This is a genomic window from Wolbachia endosymbiont of Drosophila bicornuta, from assembly GCF_028982105.1.
In the GTDB taxonomy this organism is placed as follows: Bacteria; Pseudomonadota; Alphaproteobacteria; order Rickettsiales; family Anaplasmataceae; genus Wolbachia; species Wolbachia pipientis.
This window is the reverse complement of record NZ_JAPQLF010000066.1, coordinates 3,919-4,179: the sequence shown is the minus strand read 5'-3', so window position 1 is coordinate 4,179 and position 261 is coordinate 3,919.

Below are 261 nucleotides of genomic sequence, written 5' to 3'. Positions count from 1 at the left end.
GTGCTTATGGCTATGGTAGAGCAGTAGCATATTATGATCTGTTCGGATTATTGTAAAAAGAGCTATAGCTTACGCTGCAAACGTTTAAGAAATTTACTAAGCAGAAAAAAAGACAAAGAATCCCCGAGTTAGCTAGTCTTTTACTATCTCTGCCGAGTATTGGCATTTTTTGATGTCTTGTAACGCTTTGTAAGCGCGTTCAGCTTATTTAGATAAAAATCTAGATGTAGATGAAGTTTTGTAAAGACATACAGTATCTAT